Here is a 6,533-nt window from a genome sequence, read left to right as displayed (position 1 = left end):
CGGCCGAGCTTGCCCAGCGACTCACGGTCGGCTTCGCGGGCCAGGCCGATGACGATGTCGCGCGCCTGCGGACCCTGCACAGCGAGGATCGCCAGGTCTGGACGCTGTTCGACCGAGACGTTGAACGGCGCAGCCTGCTCGCGCAGCCACGCCAGATCCTTCTCGCGGGTGGAGGCGTTGACCACCATGCGGAAGAAGTCGTCGCCCAGGTAATAGACGATCAGGTCGTCGATGACGCCGCCCTGCGGATTCAGCATGCACGAGTACAACGCCTTGCCGGTGGCCTTGAGCTTGTCGACCGAGTTGGCCAGCAGGCGGCGCAGGAACGGCTTGACCTGGTCGCCGCGCAGGTCGACCACGGTCATGTGGCTGACGTCGAACACRCCCGACTCACGACGCACCAGGTGGTGCTCGTCCAGCTGCGAGCCGTAGTGGATGGGCATGTCCCAACCCCCGAAATCGACCATCTTGGCGCCAAGGGCGCGGTGGGTATCGTTGAGCAGCGTCTTCTGGGTCATGACCGGGTCCGGCAGCAGAGGAAACAAGAACGCGCATTATCCCAGATCGGTCGGCCGCAGGTCGCGCCGCAGCGCAGCGGGGGGATGTTGGCCGGCCTGCGGCCGGCGGGCGCTTTCTACAAGCCAGGCAACGGCAACGGCCAAAGCGTATCGGCTCGGCGACGTCTGTGGGCTGGTGGGGCGATGTGGGGTTGCGGGACGCGCCGCAAGTACGTCCGTGTAGGCTCGTAGGCGCCATCCATGGCGCCTGCGGTCCCTCCACCCCACACCGCCCCACCCCGACAGGTTCCCGATGACGGGACGGAAGGCAAGAGCGGTTGTGGATGTCGATACATATATGGAGAGAAGTGTCGAAGCCATTGCCTGCGGAAAGGGATCCGACCCCGGGCACACAGAGCGCAGCGACCGGCGGGGGTGTCCGCGGCATGGATGCCGCGGCCAAGCCTACAAGGACGTACTTGCGGCGCCCCCTGCACAGCCCACCCGCCCGACCCAACCCAGCATCTGCTTTCAGCGACCACACACGAGGGGCTGCGCCGTTGGCTGGAAACCCTAGGCGACCGCCTCGACCACCAGCGCACTGCCCTGCACCGCCACCACCCGCACCAGCGTGCCGGCCGGCAGCTCCGGCCCACTCACCTGCCACGACGCGTCGTCGATGCTGACCCTGCCCTGCCCGGCAACGATGGCCTGCTGCAAGGGCACCACCCGCCCGACCAGTTGTTCAGCGCGGCGGTTCAGCAGCGGCGCGTCACTCTGCCGCGCGCGCGGCTTGCCCCAGTGCCGGTAGCACTGGATCGACAGCACGCTCAGCACCACGAAAGCGACCACCTGCCACAGCACCGGGATATCGGCGAACACCGCTACCAGCGCGAACACCGCCGCCGCACCGATGCCGATCCACAGCATGAACGCGCCGGGCGCCAGCGCTTCGGCGGCGAACAGCAGCAAGGCCAACGCACCCCAGGCAACGACTTCCCAGCGCATGTCAGCCTCCGATCGGTGGCGGCCGCTTTGCCGGCGGCCGGGTTTCCTGGTTGGACAGGGCCTGCTTGGCCAGCTCGGCCACGCCGGCGATCGAACCAATCACTCCGCTGGCCTCCATCGGCATCAGCACCAGCTTCTGGTTCGGCGACGTGGCCAGTTCCTTGAACGCTTCCACATACTTCTGGGCGATGAAGTAGTTGATGGCCTGGACGTCGCCGTCGGCGATCGCCGCCGACACCACCTGGGTCGCCTTGGCTTCGGCTTCGGCCAGGCGCTCGCGTGCTTCGGCGTCGCGGAATGCGGCCTCGCGCCGCCCCTCCGCCTCCAGCACCGTAGCCTGCTTCTCGCCTTCGGCACGCAGGATCTCAGACTGCCGCGAACCTTCCGCCTCGAGGATCTGCGCGCGCTTCTCGCGCTCGGCCTTCATCTGCCGTGCCATCGCATCGAGCAGGTCGCGCGGCGGCTGGATGTCGCGGATCTCGATGCGGTTGACCTTCACGCCCCACGGGTTGGTCGCATGATCGACCACGCTGAGCAGCTTGGCGTTGATCACCTCGCGCTGGCTGAGCGATTCATCCAGGTCCATCGAGCCGATCACGGTACGGATGTTGGTCTGCACCAGGGCGATCATCGCCACTTCCAGCACCGATACCTCGTAGGCGGCCTTGGCCGCGTCCAGTACCTGGAAGAACACCACGCCATCGACGCGCACGGCGGCGTTGTCCTTGGTGATCACTTCCTGGCCGGGCACGTCCAGCACCTGTTCCATCATGTTCACCTTGCGCCCCACCCCGTAGACGATCGGGATCAGGAAATGCAGGCCGGGCGACATGGTGTGGGTGTAACGGCCGAACCGCTCGACGGTCCATTCATAGCCCTGTGGCACCATCCGCACTGCCTTGAACAGGATGACCACGGCCACGAAGGCCAGCACCGCGCTGAAGAACATGGTCGGGAACATCGCGCTTTCCTTATGGGAGACGTCCGGAGCCCAGCATAGCGCGCGGATGCAGGCGGTGCGGGTACCGCACGTTCCAGCCGAAAGCAGCCGAGCGTGGCCCGGCGCTGCAGGATGAACCCGCTCAGATCCGGGTCGTGGCCAGGAAGCGCTCGCGGTCCTGCTGGGTCTGCCGGCGGATCTCGGCCAGCGCCTGGCTTTCGGTCGCCTCCAGCATCGCCTCGAACAGGCGCTGGAAGTGATGGCGCATCGCATTGCGTGCAGCGACGGGATCGCGCGCGCGCAGCCCCTCGAAGATCGCCATGTGCTCGTCGGCGCGGCTGGCACCATCGTCATGGCACACCCGTGCGTAGACCTCGGTCACCCGCGGCAGCTCGCTGCGCATGCGCCAGATCTGCTGCACGAAATACTCGACCACCGGGTTGCCCGAGAGGCGGGCGATGGCCAGGTGGAAGCGGCGGTCGTAGTCGCCGGCCTCTTCATCGGTAAGGTCACGACGGCACAGCGCTTCAGCCAGCACCTGCAGCTCGGCGATGCCGGCCTCATCGATATTGCTTGCCGCCAGCGCTGCAGCTTCCGCTTCGAACACGGCACGCGCCGCGGTCAGGTCGAAGGCGCTGATATCGGGCAGCCCGCCGGCAGCCTGGGCCGGGCGCGGCTTCACATAGACGCCCGAACCGATACGGATCGCGATCCAGCCCYGCGCTTCCAGGGCGATTTCCGCCTCACGGATGGTGACCCGGCTGACGCCGAAGCGTTCGGCAAGTTCACGTTCGCCCGGCAGGCGCGAACCCGACGGATATTCGCCATCCTCGATCAGCTTGCGGAGCTTGGCGGCGATGGTCTGGTAGAGACGGTTGGCGGACATGCGGCTGACCCTTGGCGGTTCCCTCCGGGCCCGTCCCCGGCCACCGGGCACGGTGCGGGTCCGGTTGGAGCGACGGCGCGACCATTGGCCGCGCCGCCCTGTTCAGAACTTGTATCGTACACCGAAATACGCGCGCCGCCCGTAGCTCACCACCTCGCGGAAATTCCCGTAAAGCGGCTGGTACGCCACGCGTGGCTCGTCGGTCAGGTTCATCAGTTCCAGCGACAGCGACAGCTGCTTGTTCACCCGGTAACGCAGGCGCAGGTCGACGCTGGTGTTGTCATCGTAGTAGCGGTTCTGCTGCGCCGTGTTGCCGGTGAAGTCCTGGTAATAGTGCGAACGGAACTTGCCGATGGCCTGGATGTTGAAGCGGCCCACATCCCAGTAGAGGGAACCGGACAGCACATGCCGCGAGAAGCCGCTCAGGCCGGCCGGCGGAACGATGGCCGGAATGATCGATCCATCGGCGGCCAACTGCTCGCCCAACCGCGAATCCTGCGTCTGGTAGTCGGCGTCGGCATAGTTGTAGCTGACCTTGAAGCCGAGGCCATCGAACGGCTTGGGCAGGTACGAGAACCGGTGGGTGGCACTGAGCTCGATACCGGTCAGGGTGCTGTCTTCATCGGTGGTCACCTGCTGGCGCACCGGCACGGTCACCGTCTGTCCGTTGAGGGTGTAGGTCTCCGGCACCAGCGCGGTGGCGGTGCCGCCGTTGAACTGCTTCCAGTACACCGCACCGGCCAGCAGCGTATCCGGGTTCGCATACCACTCAAGCGAGACATCGCCGTTCCAGGACATAAGCGGCTGCGCAGCCGGATTGCCGCTGGCACTGATGTCGTCCAGCGCGTCGGCCAGGCCCGTATAGGTGGCATCGCTGCTGACATTGATGGTTCGCCCGGCACCGAGTGCGGCGATATCCGGGCGTGACATCGCCCGGTACGCGCCCAACCGCAGCAACAGGTCCGGCTTCAGCTCGAATGCGGCATTCAGGCTTGGCAGCAGCTTGTCGTTGCCAGCCTTGAACACCTGGGTGGTGAAATCACCAGTGGGTTGCAGGCGGATCGTGCCGTCGCCGTTGTCGATGACCGCCAGGTCGGTGCGCACGCCTTCCGAACGCACGTCGGTCTTGACCCAGCGCAGGCCGACATTGCCGGTGACCGGCAGGCCGAACAGCGTGCTGCTGAATTCACCCATCAGGTACAGCGCGCGGGTTGTCTCGGTCACATCGACGTTGTTCGGGTCCTGGAAGTCCGGGTCCAGGCCACTGTCGCTGGTGCCGCGGAAGGACGCGTAGAGGCAGCTCGGATCGAAGTACGCCCACGAGGAGATCGTATTGCCGCTGGCCGCATCCATGAAATCGTCCTGCGGGAACGGTGCACGGCAGGCACGGTTGGCGGCAATGATCTTCGCCTTGTCGGCCGCTACGCGCTGGTCGTAGTCGGTCACCAGGGTGTTGTYGCGCAGCCGGTAGTCGGCCTGGCTGGCGCGCACGCCGCCCTTGATGCGGGTGAAGAAACCGGACTCGGGCATGAAGCTGGCATCGAAGCGGCCGGCCTTGATCTTGTGGTCGTTCTCGGTCGCGCTGGAGGTCACCCGCGCCGCGCCGGTGTAGGCGTCCCAGTTGTTCGGGTCGAAGTTCGGCGCCAGCGCCACGCTCGGCACCTCGCCATGCCAGTCCCAGTCGTAGTCGACATAGCCGGTGGCGCCGCTGCTGATGCCCGGCACGATGGCATTGTTGACGTCGCGCTGGTTGGCGCGCAGCCGGGTCATGCGCTCGCTGTCCAGGCGGTTGGTATGCGAATAGGAAAGATCGGTGGACAGCTCCCAGACCGGGCTGGGGCGCAGGATCAGATTGAGGCCACCACCGGTGTATTCCTCGCCGCGCCAATAGCGGTTGGAGGTCGAATCGATGGAAGTGCTGCCATGCAGGTGGCGGACGATGCCGTCCTCGTCCACCTCGCGCTGGGTGATGCCGCGTCGTGCATTGGACAGGCTCAGGTCGCTGCGGTCCTCGTCCCAGTTGCGCTCGGTATGTTCGAAATCGAGGTTGACCTCGACCACGTCGTTGGGCCGCCATTGGATCGCCGCGAATTCGCTCTGGCGATCATTGCGCTCCTGCTTCAGGCGATAGATGCGGCTGCTTGGCACCAGGTAGTACGGCGCGCCGTTGGCGATGGCCTGGGCGCTGACTTCATTGCAGTTGGCATTGGCCACGTTCTGCCTGCCATCGCAGGCATACCAGGTGGAGCCGCTGGTGATGCTCTCCTCCGGATCGGTGCCCTCCAGCCGCTGGATGCCCAGCGAGATGCCGAGCTTCTGGCCGTTGCCGAATTCGAACTGGTCGATGTAGCTGGCGGTACCGCGATAGCCGATGCCATCGTCGTCGCGGTACTTCTTGTCATACTCGGCCCAGCTGCCGCGCAGATCGATCTGCGCCGAGCGCTTGCCGTACTCCAGCGGCTTGACCGTCTCCAGCCCGATGGTCCCGGCGACACCGCCTTCGATGATGTCGGCACGCTGGGTCTTGTAGATCGCCACCGTATTGATCAGCTCGGCCGGGAACATGTTGAAGTTCACCGAGCGGTCGCCGCTGCCGTTGGTGATCTCGCGGCCGTTGAAATTGGTGCTGCTGAGGAAGGCGCCGAGACCACGGATCGAGATTTCCGATGCGCCGGTCTTGTCGCGGGTCGAGGCGGCACCGGTCAGCGTTTCGATCGCATCGGCCAGTGATGGCGCGGGCAGGTCGCCGATGTCGTCGGCCGACAACACATCGGCGATCACCGTGTCGTCGCGCTTCTTGTTGATCGAGCTCTGCATCGATTCGCGGATGCCCGTGACCTGGACCTGGTCCAGGGTGGTGGCGTCCTGCCCGGAACCGCTGCCGGCAGACTGCGCCTGCACGGCCGGCGAAGCCGCCAGCGCAGCGAGCAGTGCCACGATCAGCGGTGTGGGTGACAACGGTGTACGACGTACAACTCCGGCTGGTTGCCGCATGGTTTTCCTCCTCCCAAAGGATCGCCCGGACGGTAGGCGTGGGACGCAGCTTCGACACGCCGACACAGAAATGTCAACCAACTGGACTGGATTTTTCGTAATACCTTTGATTCAGACCGGTTGCCCGGCATTTCATGTGCTGATGCAGCATGACTTTGCGCGCAACGTGGCTTACAACACACCTACCAAGTGGTATGCACACCCACTC

Annotated in this window: 5 protein-coding genes; all 5 read right to left on the bottom strand. The window is 65.5% G+C overall.

Annotated elements, in window-relative coordinates; translation table 11 throughout:
* Positions 1-518 (bottom strand): aminomethyltransferase family protein (locus AC1DJN_RS19625; protein ID WP_478039885.1); only part of this gene is annotated, 518 nt, incomplete at its 3' end.
* A gap of 552 nt (positions 519-1,070) precedes the next feature.
* Positions 1,071-1,505, bottom strand: coding sequence for an NfeD family protein (locus AC1DJN_RS19620; RefSeq protein ID WP_025877784.1), 435 nt, complete (start codon positions 1,503-1,505; stop codon positions 1,071-1,073).
* Between the two features lies 1 nt (position 1,506).
* Positions 1,507-2,466: an SPFH domain-containing protein gene (locus AC1DJN_RS19615; RefSeq protein WP_025877782.1), complete on the bottom strand. Its 960-nt coding sequence runs from the start codon at positions 2,464-2,466 to the stop codon at positions 1,507-1,509.
* A 121-nt stretch (positions 2,467-2,587) separates the two neighbouring features.
* Positions 2,588-3,331: a FadR/GntR family transcriptional regulator gene (locus AC1DJN_RS19610; RefSeq protein ID WP_478039881.1), complete on the bottom strand. Its 744-nt coding sequence runs from the start codon at positions 3,329-3,331 to the stop codon at positions 2,588-2,590.
* A 102-nt stretch (positions 3,332-3,433) separates the two neighbouring features.
* Entirely contained in the window at positions 3,434-6,325 is a 2,892-nt protein-coding gene (locus AC1DJN_RS19605) for a TonB-dependent receptor (RefSeq protein WP_478039879.1), read from the bottom strand.
* Positions 6,326-6,533: the final 208 nt, after the last annotated feature.

This window comes from Stenotrophomonas sp. 05L414_2 (assembly GCF_056397905.1).
Note: the sequence above shows the minus strand (reverse complement) of the source record. Positions and strands in the feature narration are given on the sequence as shown.

Bases quoted from the DNA above. Each gene is read 5' to 3' on its own strand.
- AC1DJN_RS19620 (WP_025877784.1), bottom strand. From the start codon at position 1,505: ATGCGCTGGGAAGTCGTTGCCTGGGGTGCGTTGGCCTTGCTGCTGTTC.
- AC1DJN_RS19615 (WP_025877782.1), bottom strand. From the start codon at position 2,466: ATGTTCCCGACCATGTTCTTCAGCGCGGTGCTGGCCTTCGTGGCCGTG.